Annotated in this window: 13 protein-coding genes; 4 read left to right on the forward strand and 9 right to left on the reverse strand. The window is 55.8% G+C overall.

The window, feature by feature from the left end; genetic code table 11:
- Window positions 1-25 precede the first annotated feature (25 nt).
- The 6 genes from DYU11_RS06540 to DYU11_RS06565 form a co-directional block, all read right to left on the reverse strand.
- Entirely contained in the window at window positions 26-1,348 is a 1,323-nt protein-coding gene (locus DYU11_RS06540) for a M20/M25/M40 family metallo-hydrolase (protein ID WP_119666859.1), read from the reverse strand.
- 77 nt (window positions 1,349-1,425) lie between these two features.
- A complete protein-coding gene (locus DYU11_RS06545) occupies window positions 1,426-4,251 on the reverse strand; it encodes a M14 family metallopeptidase (protein WP_374755986.1) in 2,826 nt (941 codons plus the stop codon).
- Between the two features lie 130 nt (window positions 4,252-4,381).
- On the reverse strand, window positions 4,382-5,008 hold the full coding sequence (locus tag DYU11_RS06550; protein WP_119666861.1) for a hypothetical protein: 627 nt from the start codon (window positions 5,006-5,008) through the stop codon (window positions 4,382-4,384).
- 93 nt (window positions 5,009-5,101) lie between these two features.
- Window positions 5,102-6,697 carry a SusD/RagB family nutrient-binding outer membrane lipoprotein gene (locus DYU11_RS06555; protein WP_119666862.1) on the reverse strand — a complete coding sequence of 532 codons (1,596 nt, stop codon included), beginning with the start codon at window positions 6,695-6,697 and terminating at the stop codon, window positions 5,102-5,104.
- 101 nt (window positions 6,698-6,798) lie between these two features.
- Entirely contained in the window at window positions 6,799-10,047 is a 3,249-nt protein-coding gene (locus DYU11_RS06560) for a SusC/RagA family TonB-linked outer membrane protein (protein ID WP_119666863.1), read from the reverse strand.
- Between the two features lie 360 nt (window positions 10,048-10,407).
- The gene (locus tag DYU11_RS06565; RefSeq protein ID WP_119666864.1) at window positions 10,408-10,788 is read right to left on the reverse strand and encodes a MerC domain-containing protein; all 381 of its coding nucleotides are present in this window, start codon (window positions 10,786-10,788) and stop codon (window positions 10,408-10,410) included.
- A gap of 232 nt (window positions 10,789-11,020) precedes the next feature.
- On the opposite strand from DYU11_RS06565, the gene DYU11_RS06570 reads away from it, so the two are divergent.
- A complete protein-coding gene (locus tag DYU11_RS06570) occupies window positions 11,021-11,587 on the forward strand; it encodes a hypothetical protein (protein WP_119666865.1) in 567 nt (188 codons plus the stop codon).
- A 45-nt stretch (window positions 11,588-11,632) separates the two neighbouring features.
- On the opposite strand, the gene DYU11_RS06575 is transcribed toward DYU11_RS06570, so the two are convergent.
- Together DYU11_RS06575 and DYU11_RS06580 are read right to left on the reverse strand one after the other, a co-directional pair.
- Window positions 11,633-12,334: a TapB family protein gene (locus DYU11_RS06575; protein WP_199736684.1), complete on the reverse strand. Its 702-nt coding sequence runs from the start codon at window positions 12,332-12,334 to the stop codon at window positions 11,633-11,635.
- A 78-nt stretch (window positions 12,335-12,412) separates the two neighbouring features.
- Window positions 12,413-13,282, reverse strand: a complete 870-nt coding sequence (locus DYU11_RS06580; protein ID WP_119666866.1) for a geranylgeranylglycerol-phosphate geranylgeranyltransferase — start codon at window positions 13,280-13,282, stop codon at window positions 12,413-12,415.
- Between the two features lie 256 nt (window positions 13,283-13,538).
- On the opposite strand from DYU11_RS06580, the gene bshA reads away from it, so the two are divergent.
- The 3 genes from bshA (at window position 13,539) to DYU11_RS06600 (ending at window position 16,866) form a co-directional block, all read left to right on the forward strand.
- A complete protein-coding gene (gene bshA, locus DYU11_RS06590) occupies window positions 13,539-14,675 on the forward strand; it encodes an N-acetyl-alpha-D-glucosaminyl L-malate synthase BshA (protein WP_119666868.1) in 1,137 nt (378 codons plus the stop codon).
- A 134-nt stretch (window positions 14,676-14,809) separates the two neighbouring features.
- On the forward strand, window positions 14,810-16,147 hold the full coding sequence (locus tag DYU11_RS06595; RefSeq protein ID WP_119666869.1) for an NAD(P)/FAD-dependent oxidoreductase: 1,338 nt from the start codon (window positions 14,810-14,812) through the stop codon (window positions 16,145-16,147).
- Window positions 16,148-16,233: 86 nt separating this feature from the next.
- Window positions 16,234-16,866 (forward strand): sterol desaturase family protein, encoded by a 633-nt coding sequence (locus DYU11_RS06600; RefSeq protein ID WP_119666870.1) that lies wholly within the window; start codon window positions 16,234-16,236, stop codon window positions 16,864-16,866.
- A 35-nt stretch (window positions 16,867-16,901) separates the two neighbouring features.
- Here DYU11_RS06600 and DYU11_RS06605 read toward each other — a convergent pair whose 3' ends face one another.
- On the reverse strand, window positions 16,902-17,984 hold the full coding sequence (locus DYU11_RS06605) for a glycoside hydrolase family 43 protein (RefSeq protein WP_119666871.1): 1,083 nt from the start codon (window positions 17,982-17,984) through the stop codon (window positions 16,902-16,904).
- Window positions 17,985-18,057: the final 73 nt, after the last annotated feature.

Here is an 18,057-nt window from a genome sequence, read left to right on the forward strand (position 1 = left end):
CTATTGACGGGTCCGACCCGTACCGTTACTCAGCCATGCCTGCTTCGGCCAGCAGGACCAGCATGATGCGCTGCAGGCCAAGATGGCCTTTGTCGTTCAGCCACCATTCTTTCAGCGAATGGGCTCCTCCGCCCGTGCCACCGCTGCCGATGGTAACCGACGGTACGCCCCGGGCAATGGGAATGTTGGCGTTCGTTGACCCTACGCGCAGGGCGGGTTCGGCCTGAAGGAATCTGGAAACGGCCATCGCCCGCTGCACCAGCGGAACGGTCGGTTCAATCCGGCCCGACGGACGGTCGCCGACCATCTTCACCTCAACGGTCAGGTCGGGGCCGTTCCGTTTCATCGCGTTTTCTTCCCTGAGCGCCCGCTGAACAGCCGCCTGCAAAAGTTTATCAATGCCCGCCAGTCGCTCGGGGCTTTCCGACCGCATATCGACTTCCATCCACGACTCGTAAGGAATGGCGTTGACCGACGTGCCGCCCCCGATGACACCGACGCTGTAGGTCGTTTTGATGCCCTGTTTGGTGAATTGATCGGCGTCGGTAGTGAAGTACGCAATGGCTTTGCCGAGCGCACCGTGCGGGTTTACGATGCCGAATGCGCCGTACGAATGGCCACCGGGTCCGCGGAACGTAATGCGGTAGCGGTGCGACCCAAGGCCCCGGTGCGTAATGCTGCCGATGCCGTGTCCATCGACGGCGATGTATGAATCAATCTTGGGACCATTGGGCCGGAACAGGTGTTTGACCCCCCGCAGGTCGCCGAGGCCTTCTTCGCCCACGGCTCCTACGAACAGTACGTCCGCGTCGGTTTCAATATTGGCCTTTTCCAGGCCCCGCAGTACGGTCAGCACGGCCGTCAGGCCCCGGGTATCGTCGCCAACGCCGGGCGCATACAGCGTATCGCCTTTCTGCCTGACCTTGACATCGGTTCCGGCCGGGAAAACCGTATCGAGGTGCGCTTCGACCACTACGGTTTTTTTGCCGGATTTGCCTTTGCGTTTGGCCAGTACGTTGCTGACCTCATCGATCCAGACCGAGTCGGCACCGGCTTCGCGCATCATGGCCGCGTAGGCTTTGGCTCGTTCGTTTTCCTTGAAAGGCGGGGAGGGAATTTCGGTGAGTTTAATCAGGTCCTGTTTGGTCTGCGGCTCCAGGTCCATGAAAATCTGGTTGGCCTTCAGCACGGCCGGCCGCTTAGCCAGGGTACTGATTTCGCTGACGTAGCGTTTGTCAAGGGCCACTTTTTCGGTCGCATCGTCGGCTTCTTCCTGGGCCAGTATCGGCTGCGCAGTGCCGGCCATCAGTGCCGACGCGACCATCGCTAGGGTAAACGGTCGATTCATAGGGTGAACGAAAACGTGGAGAGTCGAAAAAAATCGGCGGCCCAACCAGATGGTTAGGCCGCCGGAAACTACGAATGTTATTCTTCACTCACCGTCTCGGTGCCCGATTGGGTCGACGTACCGGTTGAGTAGAGTTGATTAAACAGAAGTTTGAAGGTACCCTGCGACTGCGCCCGGAACGTGATTTCGGGACCGAAGGCGTAGAGCTTACCCGAGCCGACCGGGGCCATGAAAGCCGCGACGCCGTCCTGCAGGTACGACTGCCCCCAGGCCCAGCCACTCCGCAGCGGCTTGTTGCTGGCGAACCAGGCCAGCGGCTTCACCGTTCCTTTGGCGATGGCTTCGGGAGCCAGTTTGAACACCGGGCTGGCATCGAAATACACATCTGTCAGGTTCGGCATGCCCCACGTAGCGTGCTGGGTCGAGTCCAGGTTTACGCGCAGTACACTACCCGGAATGTAATACTTTTCGCCGGGAAGCGGCCGGTCCTGTCCGCTGCTGGTCATTTCCGTCAGCGCATTCTTGACGGGCAGGTTCAGGTGGTAGGCCAGGTTTGTGCTTGAGCCGATGGTGACGACCGTGCCGCCCGCTTCCAGAAACGCCTTAATCTGCGGGATCGACTTGTTGGCGGTGATTTTGCCGAGCCACGGACGGTATTCGGCCGGGGTGTTTTCTTCTTTCGGTTCGCGTTCGAGGGCCCGGAAAATGTCGTTGTCCTCCCCTCTGACGGGCGGAATAGCCCGGGTCACGAATACGATCACGTCGTATTTTTTGCGCAGGTCGCCGGCGTCAATATCCGACGGGTAAATGACCTTCATTGGGAAGTGATACTGCTCCATCAGCCAGCGTACCCAGCCCGACGGCATCGACCCGCCATATGTATCCCACAGCGCGATGCGCATCGGAGACACTTTAATCATCGACGTAGTGGGGCGTTTCGATACGCCCGTAATGTCGAGGCCGAGGTCCTTGGCCGACTTGTCGAGCAGCGTTTTGGCCTTTGCTGAGGCCGGTACAAAGAACGCGCCGGATTCTACCGACGATTTACCACCAACGCCGTTTGGCAGGCGGTACACCTCCACCCCCGACGCCAGCAGGTCATTGACGGCAATGAACGAGTTGTTGGCGCGGGCACTTAGGAGGTAGCCGGCATTGCCACTACCCGCAATCCGACCTTCGGGCGACAGCAGTTCGCCGTACGGCAGCTTCTTGAAAGGCCCGTCGAAGCCGTCGAGAACCCGGTCAAACTGCACGTTCATCAGGTAAGCCAGGGTCCAGCCGGCGGCATCGTACGGACGAACCGGCGGGCCTCCCGGATACTGGAAATCGTTGGGGTGGTCCTGCGGCTCGAACATGTCGAGAATATGCGGCCGGAACGACTGATCGGTCTTGACAATGTACGACCCTTCGGGGTACTTCTTGCCCGCTACGGTGAAGTCGGCCGTAGCCCGTTGCACCTGAATACCCGTCCGGATCAGGGCGTTGAGGAATTTGACGGCGGTGGCAAAGTCGGGCTGATTAGCCGGAATGATGAAACCGCGCGGGTCGCGCAGGACCGGCGCTTTCATGATCGTATCGTAGTACTTAACCGGCATCCCGCCACCCCGGGGCAACAGACCGTACTGCGCCAGTGCGGCATTGGTAGTGGAGGTCGGCTTCTTCGGGTCGGCTTTGTAGGCTTCCTGAATGGCGTCGATGCGCTTCGGCGAGAGCGCCCACGTATCGGTGCTGCCGCGCTCGATGGAGTTCTTGCCCATGCGGTAGATGTTGAACAGCAGCTGATCGCGGTAGCGGGCGGCATAATCCAGCACGGCGTAGTTCAGCGACAGCGAGTAGTCGATCGACTGCTTGAAATGCCACTTCTGCGGCCGAACCGGGAGGGGCGTGTTGCCGTTCGGAATCAGGCGGTTCGGGACCAGCGGTACGTCTTCGGGGGTGGGGCCGCCGATAATCTCGGTTAGCAAACCAATCATGTTGTGAAAGTGCGTCGTCGTGCGCAGCCCACCGTTGTACCAGGTCGAGAACACCGAACCGCCCAGGCGCGTAAAGCCCGGTTTATTTTCGGCAATCAGCCGGTTGATCATGGCCGCGCCGAGGGCGTCGATACCAGTAACCATCAGCGGGTCGAACGCGTAGTTAAACGGATCGCGGTAGGGGGGACCCGCCAGCACCGATCCGGCCGGACCGCGCTGGTGGTGGTTGTACATGATCTGCGGAATCCATTCGATGAACAACTGCTTACCGATGTTCTGGGTTTCTTTCATGTTCAGCATGAAGAAGTCGCGGTTGTTGTCGTGGCCGATGTACTTCTGATACAGCCGCGGCAGATTGTCCAGCGACCGTTTCTCCGGCGTTTTTTCGCGCATGTACCAGTTCGTCACAATCTCCTGCCCGTCGGGGTTGGCGTGGGTAAGCAGAACGATGTCCTGGTCCAGAATCCGCATGGTTTCCGGGTCTTTGCGGCTCACCAATTGCCAGATCGTTTCGATCAGCTGCATGGTTCCGACGGTTTCGGTGGCGTGCAGACCGCCGTCGATCCAGACCACCGCTTTCCCTTCGTTGGCGAGGGCGCGGGCCTGTTCATCGGTCAGTCCTTCGGCGCGGGCCAGCTTCTGCGAAATCTCTTTGTAGCGGTCGAGCTTTTTCAGGTTCTCCGGCGACGAAACGATCAGCATGTACTGGTGCCGACCCTCTTCCGTCATGCCGATGTCCACGAGCTTAACCCGGTCCGAGGCCACGGCAATCTTCTTGAAATACGCTTCGGTCTGGGTGTAGGTAACGAGCATGTAGTCGTCGCCGATGTTGAACCCAAAGTGCTCCTTGGGCGAGGGGATGTTCTGCGCCCGGGCCGTAGTTAGGCCGAACAGCAGTCCGATCAAAAGTAAACGGGGAAAAAAACGCATCATAGCGGGTTGTTTAGGGTATTACGTTGTTGGTTAGTAGGGTGTGTGATTCATTGTTTGTGGGTAGACGGCCCGTTGTCGGTACGGTAATCCGAACCATAAACCACAAACTGAGAACTACACACTAATTTCACTTCCGCCGGAACCGGACTCCGACGCGGCAGTCGCCGACTTCGCCCCGGGCTTCGTCGCAAACGTTCTCCTGAAAGCCGACAATCCGGCGACCGTCTTTGAGGTTCAGGATAAACTTGAACAGAAAGTAGTCATTCTGGGCTACTTTACTCAGATCCGTACCCGTAAAAGCAGCCATCTGGCCGGCTGTTACCGTAAACGTCTTGGGAAACTGCGAAACCGTTTCATAGAGTTTGTCGGCCGACCCTACCCGGCTCGGCAGCGGAAACTGAGTTGCCGTCGGATACAGACCACCCGGTTGGGAAATAGCAATCGGATAAGGCGGATTGCCGGTTGCCGGCGCTTTGTAAAAACCCAAATATACATCAATTGAGGTGACTTCGGTACGCCCGAAGCCTTCCCACCGGAGCGCGTATTCAAACTCCTGGCTGGCCATATTGGCGGCTCCCAGGTCAAAGAAAGACGTGTTGGACGTCGCTACCGTTGGCAGCGCTGATTTGGACGTATTGACGGCCACCAGCGGAACGGCCGTGTAGGTGTAATTCTCCCAGACGTAGTCCTCGGTTTTGCAGGCGTCGAGGAAAATAGGCAATACTATGGCGATATAGAGGATGATCTTTTTCATGGTCTTCAGTGGTTTACTGGCTACGGTTTTCGGTGGCGGTGCTTCGGCGTCCTGTCTGGCGAAGCCGGCTGAAAACCGTACCGTCTTTTGCCGTTATTTATCCCAGAACACCGGGGTTGTTTGCTGGGCCGTCTGAACCTGATCGGCTTTGGTCGATACGTTCGCGTTGGTCGACAGTTCGGTGATCGAGTACGTGAGCCGGAGCGGGAACGTATTCAGGGGCGCGATGGGGGCCGGCAGTGCCGGCAGACCCGTCCGGCGGTAATCGTTGTACGATTCTATACCATTGCCGTAGAGCGCGATGTATTTCTGGGTCATCACCAGATTGAGCTTCCCGGCATCGTCGGCGGCCGTAAACTGGCTCACCCGGTTGGCGGCAAAAGCCGTGATCGAAGCGGCTGGAATGGCCGGGGCCGAGTTTCCCGAAGTCGACGAAATCGTGTTGACGCTGTTGAGGTGGGCCGTAACGCCGTCCTGAAACAGTTGTCGGGCGTCGCCGGTCGTGCCGAGGGTCAGGGCGGCTTCTGCCAGAATGAACTTGACCATCGCGTTCGTGATAAAGGGGAAAACCCCCGCGCCGGTGCCGTCGGTATTGGTCACGACCTTCGGCGCGCCTGTAGCCCCGGCGTTGGTTACGAACGTATTTGACGCCGGCAGGTTGTTGATCGGCGCGTTATCATACAACCCCCCGGCCGGATAGATCCCGATGGTAGCTTTCAGGGCGTTGTCGTTGGGCGAGGCCGTTGGGTCGCCGGTGTAACGGCCGAAGTACCCGTTGCCGGTTGGCGTAAAGCCCACGGTATAGTTTGGCGTCTGCCGGAAGAAGTAGTACCGAATCCGCGGGTCATCGCCGTTGAAGAGCCGCTCAATAAAGCCCTGGCTCATGTAGTACGATTTGCTGGCCTGGTATTCGGCCCGGTGCCACGGATGCCGGTTGGCGGGCGTTTCGCTGGTGCCGAAGCGGAACGAGAAATCCTGCGCGTTTGTGCTGATCAGCGGGGCATTGGCCGACAGCAGCGCGTTGATGCCCGTCCTTGCTTTCTCCGGCTGTACCAGCCGTATCTGGTTGAACAGTTTCAGCTTCAGCGAGTTGCCCATCCGAATCCAGGCGTTTCTGTCGCCCCGGTAGATGATGTCGGCCGTGGCCGGCTGGATGGCGAACGCTCCTTTGTTGGCGTCGGCCAGGGCTTCGTCGATCAGCGTAAACAGTTTATCGTAAATGGCAGATCCGTTCTCGAAAACCGGGTCCGACACCGTATTGCCCTTTGAGGCTTCGGTGAAGGGGATGTCGCCCCAGAGATCGACCATGATGCTGTAGATATACGCCTTTTCCAGTTTGGCGATGGATACGTAATCCCATCGGTTCTGGCGCGTACCCTCCGTAATAATGATTTCGAGGTCGTTCAGCACCTGAGTATACAGGCCGTTCCACGACTGCTGGTAATCGGTGCCATCCTGGAAGTTGCGGCTGGCGTTGTTGGTGTACAGATGCTGCACCAGCACGGATGTGCCCTGGTTTACGTCCCGCAAACTTCCCGCCATGGATACCTGCGTAGCCGGCAGCAGCAGTTCCAGTACCGGCGTGGTCGGGTTGTTGGGGTCGGAGTTGATATCGACAAACTCGTTGCAGGCTCCCACCGTCAGGAGCAGCCCCAGTAAACAGATTATTCGTATGATGTTGACTGTCATATTGCCTGATAGTTGTTAACCGCAACGACGCGAAGGAAGCGCAGTGGTCGCCAGATACGTTGCGTTCTTCGCACTCGCTCGGCGTCGTTGTGGTTTGACGATTAGAAACTGAACCGAAGGTTAACGCCCAACCGACGCGTGGTTGGAATACCGATGAAGTCGAAACCCTGCGAGTTGCCCGCTCCCAGTGAACTCACTTCCGGATCGAAGTTCAGGTACTTCGGGAAGTTGGGGGCCAGGTACCACAGATTCCGGCCGCTTACGGAAAGGAAGGCCGAACCGAACGGAGTTTTTTCGAGCCACCGCTTGGGAATCTGGTAGCCCAGCGAGACTTCGCGCAGCCGGAACACCGTAGCATCGAATACGTTCACCTCGGCGGCACCACCCGGCCCGAAGCCCCCACTGAAGTAGTAGTCGGCCACGGCAATACCTACGTTGTTCGGGATTTTCCGGCCTTCGCCGTCGAGGATAGGCTTCAGCGTGTTTACGTCGCCCAGCACACCCGGTCCGATGATGATGGCTTCCCGTTCCTCGGTGTCGCGGGTGACGCCCCGGCTCAGCAGTTCATAGGCCGTGAAGGAGTACATATCGCCCCCTTTCTTCCAGTCGAACAGGGCGCTGAGTGTCAGGCCGCGGTACGTCAGGGTGTTCGTAACGCCAAGAATGAAATCGGGATTTGGGTTGCCGATTGCTTCCGTTCTGCCGCTCAGGATGGGTTTGCCCGTGTTGGGGTTCACCAGAATATTGCCCTCGTCGTCGCGGGCGTAGGTGGAGCCGCGAATCATGCCGTAAGGCCGACCGGCAATGTGTACGCTACCCAGGTCGGCAAAACCGCCGTAGGGCAGTTCCCGCAGCGAACCAATGTCGCGCACGATGTTCCGGTTCAGCGTAAAGGCCGACGAAATGTCCCAGGATAAGCCGTTGGGTGCCTTTATCGGCGTAGCGTTCAGCCCGATCTCAATGCCTTCGTTGGAAGACTTCCCGAGGTTGATCACTTTCTGCGTATATCCCGACGACGGCACCGCGTTCACCGTGAAGATCTGTGACGTACTGATCTTATTATAGTACGTGACGTCCAGTCCCACCCGGTTGTTGAAAAATTGCAGTTCAGCGCCCAGCTCAAGTTCGTTGATGAACTCCGGTTTCAGGGTCGCATTCGCCAGCAGATCCGACTGAGTCAGGGCGCTCTGGCCAATAAAAGGCGTCGAAATGGTGCCCGTACCGGATGCGCCGGCACCCAGCACCGGGTTGGCGATGTACACCGTCTGGGTTTGATAAGGCGTTGCTTCATTACCGACCCGCGTGTAGCCCGCCCGCAGTTTGCCGAACGACAGAATCGACTTCGGTAGCCGGAACGCTTCCGTGAAAACCAGCGATGCGCTGGCGCCACCGTAGAGGTAACTGCGGCTGTCGGGGGGCAGCGTAGACGATACGTCATTGCGGGCCACGAGGTTCAGGAACAGGTAGTTCCGGTAGTCCAGCGAAATGTCGGTGAAGAAAGCGTAGAACCGTTGCTGGAGGACGTTCCGGTTGTTGGGCAGCACCCGCGGAATCGTTACGCTGGTGTTGTTCAGCGAGTTGATGCCCCGGAAGATGATCCCGTCGCCGAATACGACCTGCCGTTCCGTAGTCCGCTGATTGACGTTGCCTCCTAAAATTACCTTCATCCCGATGTTCTCGCTGATGGGTTTGGTGGCCGTCAGCAACAGGGTGTTGTCCAGCTCCTGCCGGAAAATGTTGTCGTTCGAAATGTTGCCGTTCGGGAAGTAGTCGCCCCCCTTGCCGTTCACAACCGTTCGGCGGTCGGTGTATACATTAAAGCCGGCCGTGTTCTGGATGTTCAGCCACGGCAGCGGATCGAAGCCGAGCACGATGTTACCGTAGTAGCGGTCAACCTTACTCGTGGTCGGGCTGTTTTTAACCGACCAGTACGGGTTGTCGGTGCCGACCCGGTCGTACACGTTGTTGCCGTTCAGCGGGTTCGTGTATGGGTAGTTGGTCAGATCAAAACTCGTCGGCACGAACATCAGAATGTCCAGAATCGAAGCCCCTGTGCCGTTCGCGGCCGTAAGCTGGGGTGACGTCTGGTCCGTATTGACGTAGTTCAGTGCGCCACTTACGTAGAATTTGTTGTCCAGTTGCGCGTTACCGCCGATGTTCACCGCCGTCCGGGTAATCTCGTTTTCCGGCACTACGCCCTGGTTGCCCGTTCGGGATAGGCCCGCCGTGAAGTTACCTTTCTCCCCGCCGGTCGATATGGACAGCGCATTTTCGAAGACACTGCCCGTCCGGAAGAAATTCTTGGCGTTGTACTGCGCGAACGACTGATACGGTACCTGAACGGGTGTGGTACCATCGGCCTGGAAGATGTCCGGGAAAACCGTCGATGGATAGCGGTTATTGGTTGTCAGGGGGTGCGGAATCGTCTGCCGCGTCGGGATCAGGCTGGTAACACCCGGATACGGTGGCCCCCACGACCCGAATACGCCACTCCGGTAGTCGAAGTTGGTGCCCTGCCCGTACCGGGTCTGGTACTCGGGCAGCCCGGCTACGGTCTCCGTCGAGTAGCCGGTATTGTACGTGATTTCAAGCCCTTTGCGGCTCTGGCTTTTCCCGGCCTTGGTCGTGATGATAATCGCCCCGTTGGCCGCCCGGGAGCCATAGAGAGCCGCAGCCGCAGCGCCCTTCAGTACGGTCATCGTCAGGATGTTGTTCGGGTCGAGGTCGAATGCCCGGTTGGTAACGGTCGATCCGCCTACCGTACCATCCGTACTGCCGAAACTGGAGTTATCGAACGGAACGCCGTCGACGACAAACAGCGGCTGGTTGTTGTTCCCCAGCGACGAGTTTCCCCGGATGGTGATGTTGGTGGCTCCGCCGGCGGCCCCGCCCGAGCCCTGTACGTTAACCCCGGCCACTTTGCCGGTCAGCGCCCGCAGCGGGTCAGGTTCCGATTTCTGCGCCAGCTTGTTGGCGTCAAGCGTAGTGACGGAATAGCCGAGCGCGTTTTTGTCCCGCTTGATACCGGCGGCCGTTACAACTACCTCGCTCAGTTGTTTGGTGTCCACCGTCAGCGTTACGTCAATTACCTGCTGTGACCCTACGGTCACTTCTTTCGACTGAAACCCAACCGAGGAGAACACCAGCACCGAAGCGCCGTTGGGTACGTTGATCTGGTAGCTGCCCTGCGCGTCGGTAACGGTCCCGACCGTAGTGCCCTTAACGGTCACCGACGTACCGGGTAATCCGGCTTTATCGCCGTTATCGCGGACCTTCCCCTGGATGGTTCGTTGCTGACTGAACGCTAAAAAAGGGAGCAAAAGGAGAAAAGCACATAGATGTATTTTCATACAGTTTCATAGAGGAGTTAATTGAATACCGAGAGAATACCAGGCTCGTGAAAGCAAATCAATATTATCAAATTATATTTTTTGATTCAAAGGATAAGACGAATAATATTTTAAAAAATTTATTTATATCAGTATTTAATTCTAAAATTTGATTTTATTTAGAATTAATTGAATCTTATATTTTCTCCTGTTCATCCATTTTTTCCCCAGTTGCCTGCGTAGTTTATACGTATATATTTCGGGGTAACGTTGGCGGGATGGACCGTAAAGGCGCCGGTTCAGACACGAAAAAGCCCGTGCCATCGGTGAGTTAGCACGGGCGATTATAACTGACAGGTTGATGCCTAAGAGTCGGGTAGGTTAGTGGGCGTGCTGCAGGCGGTGAGCGCGAATGTTGAACAGGTGCGAAACCACCAGCCCGACCGAAGCTGCGTAGCCAAGGTATTCAAAGAATTCGCTGACATCTTCGAGCAGAATGGCCACCGTAAACAAACTTAAAAAGCCCCACAGGCAGGCGCGGATACCGGGCGAAGCGTAGTGCCGGGTGGCGAAATAGACAGCCACAATATTGACGCCGATAAACACGTAATCCAGGCTCAGGTACCCGATGCGGAACGCGTCATGTTTTAGAATTGAAGACGTCATCAGCAGCATCGGCGTGATGAGACAGTGAATCAGGCACAGTACCGAACCGGTGATCCCAATGTAATCGGCTTTCTTATCAAGACTATCTGTTTTCATAGACAGTAAAGCAAAGGCTTAACAGCACAAAGGTAACAGTATTTTCTTATTTGCAACATTGTTGCAAGATCAACTATTAAGGTGACGTATAGACAAAGATACGAAGACCATTGCGTAGAGAAACCATAAGCAATGCAATATAGTTGCAAAAATTTTTGCAACTATATTGCATTTGGGATAGTTTTGCCGACCGTATCAACCGATATGTGTTTACATTCAACGATTTACCCGCATGAACAAGGTAGTGAACAAGTGGCTATGGATGCTGATCGTGGCTGTCCCTTTATTAAGTGGTTGCAACGATAACGCCGATGATCCGCAGCCCGCCGATGAAAACGAACTGATTACAACCCTCACATTGCGGTTCACCCAGCAGGGGGTGACCAATCCCCAGTCGCAGACGATCACCTTCCGGGATGTGGATGGTGATGGGGGGACAGCACCAGTCATTACGGGCAGCGTAACGCTCAGGGCTAACCAGACCTATACGCTGGACGTAGCTCAATTGCTCGATGAAAGCAAAACGCCGGCTACGAACATTCTGGAAGAAGTAGAGGAGGAGAGCGATGAGCATCTGTTCGTCTTTACGCCCAATCCGGCTTCGTTGTTTACCTACACCTATGGCGACAGGGACCAGAATAATCTGCCCATTGGGATCACCGGAACCGTACGGGCCGGAACAGCCGGCACCGGTACGTTTACGGTGCAGTTACGCCATCAGCCCGGTACGAAGAACGGTACGCCCGCACCCGGCGACGATGACGTGAACGTACAGTTCAACCTGACGGTGGCCAACTAACGGATAGCCACTGGCCCGTCACCGCCTGGTAGACGGGCCAGTTGTTTAATTTACCTGGCTAAGCAGGGTGTAGCCCATCAGCTTGCCGTTTTTGTTGTACGTCTCCGATTTGACATCGAACAGCAGGTTGCCCGTCCGGTAGCTGACCACCCGCATCGTGCCCCGAATGGGAATGCCCATGGTCCGGTTTTCGAAGCCCATGTCCGAGGTTATTTTATAGGTGTCGAACGTACCGGCCGGCGTCGTGATCGACTGCTGGCCTTCTACCTGCCGGTTGCTCATGGTCATGTTCATCTCCATCATGCGCGCGCCATTGGTGAAGAACTCGGCCTCCATAGCCCCATCCGGTAGTTTCTGCCCAACGGAATACTTGCCCGGATAGACAATCCGGTTCATTTTCATCCGCATTTCTGAATCCTTGAAGGCCGGGTTCTGCATACTCGCCATCATGCTCGACAGATCGGCAATGATTTCGTCGCCGGTACAGGTGTACCGAACGTCGGATGGGGGCTGGGCCTTGCCTTTTTCGTCCTGAAACTGGGTGGTAATGTCAACGATGGTTGAGTTGCCTTCGCGGCTTACATTCTTGATCTGGTACGTGATTTTGCCGTTCGGTTTTTCTTTGGCGTTGTAGGTGGTCAGCTCAAAGTTCATACCTGGTTTGAGCGTCATACCGGCGCAGGTTTGTGCCCGGCCGGTTGTCAGAACAGCCGCCGTCAGCAGCAGTGAAAGGACTAATTGTTTCATAAAGCGTAGGTTTGTAAGCGTTTAGTCGATAAAACTACGCGTTTGACAAACCCGATTGCCGAAGCTTTGAGGGAAAGGTCACGCCCAGGCCATACTCAGCACGCCCATCAGCATAATCAGCTTGCAGAGGCTGCTCAGGTAGCCGAAGTCCCGGCGGGTATCGGCAAAAACGAGCCGGTACACCAGCCACCCGATCGGTAGCAGGAGGAGCAGGAAAATCCAGCCCAGCCGCAGATTGCCCAGCGAATCGGCCATCAGAAACAGGGTGGCGATAAAGGACGCGATCAGGACGTAGAGCAGGTATTTGGTCCGACGCAGCCCCCAGACGATCGGGAGCGTCCGGCACCCGAAGCGGGCGTCGCCACGGATGTCTTCCATGTCTTTGATGATTTCCCGGACGAGTGTAATGGCAAACGAGAACAGGGCGTAGATCAGCAGCATGTCAGCGTTCTGGCGATAATACACCGCCAGAACGATCAGCGAGAGCGCCGTCAGCAGCGAGATAACTACGTTGCCGATAAACGGCTGGCGCTTGAACTGCGCGGAATAAAACCACAGTAATCCGGCCGCCACAACGTCGGTCACGAACACCCAGTTGCTCAGGTACAGCCCGATCACGCAGCCCACGAAGTTCAGTAGCTGGTGGGCCCCCATCGCCACCCGGCGTTTGAGGTAACGGCCAATGATGACCCGCTCGGGTTTGTTGACCAGATCGATCTTGATGTCGAAATAGTCGTTGATGATGTAGCCCGCTGCGGCAATGCAGACCGTCGAGAAGGACAGGAGCCAGATGGTTGGGTCAACCAGAATCTGCAGCCATTGATCCTGCGGTCCGACCAGAAAAATACGGGCCAGGAACTGCGTGAGCACCACAATCAATAGATTCTGCACCCGGATCAGCCGAAGGAATCCGAAAACAAACGCCGAGAAAGGAACGGGCTGGTGCATGGCCGGGCTTTTAACGACAAAAATACGGCTTTTTTATCATGCCGCACGGTTTACCCGGCTGTACCTATTATACGTAGCATGAACCCGTTGCCGGCCGGTTCGTACGTACTTTGACGGTGTTGTCTGAACGAGTGAACCGAAGGCGCTGGTAGAACGACATCGGCTGTAACAAATACTTTACATGATGATTGGGATTCTTTTCAGGCTGGTTTGTTGTTAGAGGAAAAAACCGTTCCCGGCCTTCGGGCTCCATTCTATGAAAATCGGTATTGTGTGCTACCCCACTTTCGGGGGCAGTGGCGTAGTCGCCACCGAACTTGGTAAAGCACTGGCTAAAAATGGCCACCAGATCCATTTCATCACGTACCAGCAACCTCCCCGGCTCGATTTTTTCAATGAGAATGTTTTCTACCACGAAGTAAATATTCCCTCGTATCCGCTCTTTCAGTATCCACCCTACGAATCGGCGCTTGCGAGCGAGATGGTTAACGTCGTGCTGAACGAAAACGTGGATTTGCTGCATGTTCATTACGCCATTCCGCACGCGTCGGCGGCCTACATGGCCAAAATGATTCTGCGGTCGCAGGGGCGGCACGTACCCGTGGTCACTACGCTGCACGGTACCGACATTACCCTCGTCGGAAAAGATGCCTCCTACGAACCGGTCGTGACCTTCAGCATCAATCAGTCCGATGGCGTAACGGCCGTGTCGGAAGACCTGCGGCAGGATACGTTCGCGCACTTCAACGTACACCGTGAGATCGAGGTCATTCCCAACTTCATCGACCTGAGCCGGTTCAAACGACAGCAGAAAGAACATTTTAAAAAAGCGATCTGCCCCAACGGCGAAAAACTCATTGTACACACGTCGAACTTCCGGCGGGTCAAACGTATTGACGATGCCGTTATGACGTTTTACCACATTCAGGAACAGATGTCGGCAAAGCTGCTGCTCGTCGGCGACGGTCCCGAACGCGCCCGCATCGAGCGACTGGTGCGCGAACTGGGCATCTACGACCAGGTCCGTTTTCTGGGTAAACTGGATGCCGTGGAGGAGGTGCTGTCCGTGGCCGATCTGTTTCTGATGCCCTCCGAAAACGAAAGCTTCGGACTCGCGGCACTGGAAGCCATGGCCTGTGAGGTGCCCGTTATCTCATCAAATGCCGGTGGGCTGCCCGAACTGAACATACAGGGCGTATCGGGCTTTCTGAGTCCGGTGGGCGACGTAGCCGACATGGTAAAAAACTCGTTGTATATCCTTGATGAAGCAAATCTGCCTACCTTTAAGCGAAATGCACTGGCCCGGGCCGAGGAGTTTGCGTTGCCGCTGATTCTGCCCCGCTACGAAGCGTATTACGAGCGCGTGCTGCAGGAAGCGCGGGAAACGGTTTAAACAAGCATTTAGGATTTACGGTTGTCAGTGTACAGCTGTCGGTTTACCGTTTTCAGCCGATCGATTCTGACCAGGCCTCCTGCCGGTATCAATCCCCGTACATTGTAAACCGTATACAGAAAACCGAGTAACGAATGAATCCAAACATACCCAAAACGGACCGGAAGCGGGTAGTGATTGTGGGAGCCGGCTTCGGTGGACTGAAACTGGCCAAACGGCTATCGCGACGGAAAGAATTTCAGGTTGTCCTGATCAATCGGCACAACTACCACGAGTTTCAGCCGCTCTACTACCAGGTGGCTACGGCCGGACTGGAGGCAAACTCCATTCTGTTTCCGCTGCGGGCCGTGTTCGGTAACTGCAAAAACGTACACATCCGCGTTACGGTCGTAACGGGTGTGCGGCCGGCCGATAAAACTGTTGACACCGAACTCGGTCCGATTACGTACGATTACCTCGTGATTGCAACAGGAGCCGATACCAACTTCTTCAACATGAAGAACATTGTCGAAAAGGCGCTGCCCATGAAGTCCGTGTCGGAAGCGATTGCGCTCCGGAACCGACTTCTGCAGAATTTCGAGGATGCGCTGAGTGTCGAAACCGAAGAGGAAAAAAATGGCCTGATGGATTTTGTGGTGGTCGGTGGCGGCCCAACGGGTGTCGAACTCTGCGGAACGCTCGCCGAAATGCGTAAAACGGTGCTGCCCCGTGATTATCCCGAGCTTAACTTCAAGATGATGGATATTTACCTCATCGAGTCGGGTGGGGAGTTGCTGGGGCCGATGTCGAAGCAATCGCAGGACCATTCCCTCAAATACCTTCAGGATCTTGGCGTTAATGTGCGGCTCAACACCCGGGTCAAAGACTTCGATGGTGAAACGGTGTATATGGTCGATGGGTCAACGCTCCGGACGAATAACCTCATCTGGGCGGCCGGCGTAAAAGCAAACCCGCTGAACGGATTACCACCCGAAGTCATTGGCCGCGGAGGACGTATAACCGTGAACCGGTACAGCCAGGTAACAGGGTTTACAGACGTATTTGCGATCGGTGACGTAGCTCTGATGACGGAAGAGAAATGGCCTAACGGACACCCCCAAATTGCGCAGCCGGCCATTCAGCAGGGTAAACACCTCGCTAAGAACCTGATTCACTGGATCAAGGGCGAACAGCCGGAAGAATTTACGTACCGCGACCTGGGCACTATGGCTACCATTGGTCGGGGATTGGCCGTGGTCGATCTGCCGTTTTTGCATTTTGGCGGTTTCTTTGCCTGGCTCACCTGGCTGTTTGTTCACCTGATGAACATCCTCGGTGTTAAGAATCGTCTGTTCATTTTTCTGAACTGGATGTGGAACTACCTGACGTACAATAACTCCCTGCGGTTGATTATCCGGCAGAAGCTTCCCGAAGGGAATTTAAATGCTATGCAGGAAAAACTTTCCGATCAATTGGAAGTTACTAAGACGTAGGAAGATAGTAAACCTGCTTTACTAAATTTATTTTTACGAATCACTTTTCGTTGTACTTTCGCGCCACTATTAAACGAAGCACTTCTATGCAAGGAACTGTTGACAATTATAAAAGTCACGCACGACCCAAGAACAGCGGGACAAAGCAACTGTTTGACAACCCGATCCTGGAAGCTTTATCGCGGACTCACATTATGGTACCGATCAGCATGTGGCTGACCTCGTCGGCGTTTCTGCTGTGGTACGCATTGAATTACACCGATTACTCAACGGGCCGCATCATTGCTTTATTCGCAGCGGGTTTATTCGTCTTTTCATTGTTCGAATACATACTGCACCGGTACCTGTACCACCTGGAACCGACTACCCCTCAGCGGGCCAAAATTCAGTATACGTTCCACGGGGTTCACCACGAGTACCCAAAAGATAAGACTCGCCTGGCTATGCCGCCGGCGCTGGCCATTATCATGTGGTTTGTGTTCTTCGGCATGTTTTTCCTGATCATGGGCGAATCGTCGTACGCGTTCTTCCCGGGCTTCCTGGTGGGGTATTCGGGGTATCTGTCCGTGCACTTTATCGTGCATGCGTATCCACCCCCGAAGAATTTCTTCAAGCAGTTGTGGGTCAACCATAGTGTTCATCACTACAAAAATCCCGACAGTAACTTCGGCGTTTCGTCGCCGTTCTGGGATTACATATTCAGATCGTATCAGAAGTAAAAGAAAAAGCCTGAACGTTGATTCAGGCTTTTTCTTTATTCCCCACTTGGCCGTTTAATCCATTCACTCAGCGGCACAGGGGTGCCGAAATCGGGGCTGCCGTCGGCTTTCCACGTAAACCGCTGGATGCGGGGGGATCGGAGGTTGCTGCAACCCGTATTGATGGTTGGGTTCGCGTGGTACAGTAACCAGTTTTCGGTGCCGTCGGGTGTTGTGAAAAAACTGTTGTGGCCAACCCCGTACGCGCCGTCGCGGGCGTAGGGACCAAATACCGGCTGCGGTGTTTTGGTCCACGACGCCGGATTGAGCAGATCGGCGGTGGCACTGGCCGTGAGCATACCCAGCGCGTACGCATCCGTGCTGCAGTGACTGGCCGAATACACCAGGAAGATTTTATCATTGCGCAGCAGAAACTCGGGCCCTTCGTTCACATCCGGGCTCCCTTCCTTCTCCCAGTTGAGTTCAGGCGTGGAAATGCGCACCCGGGGACCCTGGGCCGTCCAGGGGTTAGTGAGCCTGCACATATACAGGTCCTGCTGCCCATCCGAAAAGTTCGGCCAGCCCGACCAGGCAAAATAAAGCTGGCCGTTGTGCTGCAGCAGCGTTCCGTCAATCGCCCACTTGTCTTCGGGCAGTTCCAGTTCGCCTTTCGACACCCAGGTGCCCTGCGTCGGGTCGGCCGATTCGTTTTCCAGCACCCACATGCGGTGGTTTTCGTTCCGGCCGTCGTCGGCCGCGTAGTAAATGTACCAGCGGTTGTTGACGTAATGCAGCTCGGGCGCCCAGATGTTTCGGGAGTTCGGCCCCGACGTTGGCGGTGTCCAGACGACCGTCCGCGGTGCCGAACTTAACCGGCTCATCGACCGGGTTTTGTACAGCACCAGGTTATTGCCGGTAGTGTGCGTGACGTAGTAGTAGCCATCGCGGTAGATGGTCCAGGGGTCGGGGCCGGACGTCAGCAGCGGGTTCTGGAATTTACCCGTTGTATCGACGGTAGGCTTCGGGGAGGGCGTTGTCGTAGACGTACCCGGGGTCTTCCGGCAATGGGTAAAAGCCAGCAGGCTGGTCAGTAGAAGCAGGCCCGTTAGCGTTGGTAATTGAAAGCGTCGATCGGTCATTGATGCCAGGTTTCAGGATGAAAACGAAAACAGTGCTGATTGTTACGGTAAACAATCAGCACTGTTTTCTCAT

It is taken from the genome of Fibrisoma montanum, from assembly GCF_003583365.1.
In the GTDB taxonomy this organism is placed as follows: domain Bacteria; phylum Bacteroidota; class Bacteroidia; order Cytophagales; family Spirosomataceae; genus Fibrisoma; species Fibrisoma montanum.